A 427-nucleotide genomic window follows, 5' to 3' on the forward strand; every position below is an offset into this window, starting at 1 on the left:
ACATATGGATAATCCTGAAAAATATCAATATAATCGAGAAGATATGATCGCTCATGGTGGAGCAGATATCTTAGAGATGTTAAAACCTACGTCTGCAAGTAGATATGAGATGTTTAAAGAAATGACTTCTTTTATAGTTGAAAATGATATAAGAGAATATGAATAATTATGGATTTATGCTATGGAGAATAGATTTGATGATTGGTTTCCTTTGTTAGCTGATAATGGTACTTTTGCTATAAATACATTTATAAAATCTAGAAGACATAGAATAAAAGATAACAAATGAATTAGCTAGCCATATGGCTAGCTTTTTTGCGTTAGCAAAAAGGGGGGATTGGGGGTTTACCCCCAACAAGCGGGTTTGCAGAACTGAATGAACGTAAGTGAATGAAGTGGCTAGCAAAGCCAGTGCTTGCCAAACCAA

The 427-nt window shown here is 34.2% G+C and carries 1 protein-coding gene; it reads left to right on the forward strand.

Translation table 11 applies throughout. The features are described from left to right. Positions 1 to 181 precede the first annotated feature (181 nt). Positions 182 to 289 (forward strand): hypothetical protein, encoded by a 108-nt coding sequence (locus C5J26_RS33785; RefSeq protein WP_371681974.1) that lies wholly within the window; start codon positions 182 to 184, stop codon positions 287 to 289. Positions 290 to 427 lie beyond the last annotated feature (138 nt).

Origin of the sequence: Neorhizobium sp. T7_12 (genome assembly GCF_002968535.1) — a bacterium.
In the GTDB taxonomy this organism is placed as follows: Bacteria; Pseudomonadota; Alphaproteobacteria; order Rhizobiales; family Rhizobiaceae; genus Neorhizobium; species Neorhizobium tomejilense.

What these genes read in the sequence shown, in the direction of transcription:
- C5J26_RS33785 (WP_371681974.1), top strand. Translation starts at nt 182, where the DNA reads ATGGAGAATAGATTTGATGATTGGTTTCCTTTGTTAGCTGATAATGGT.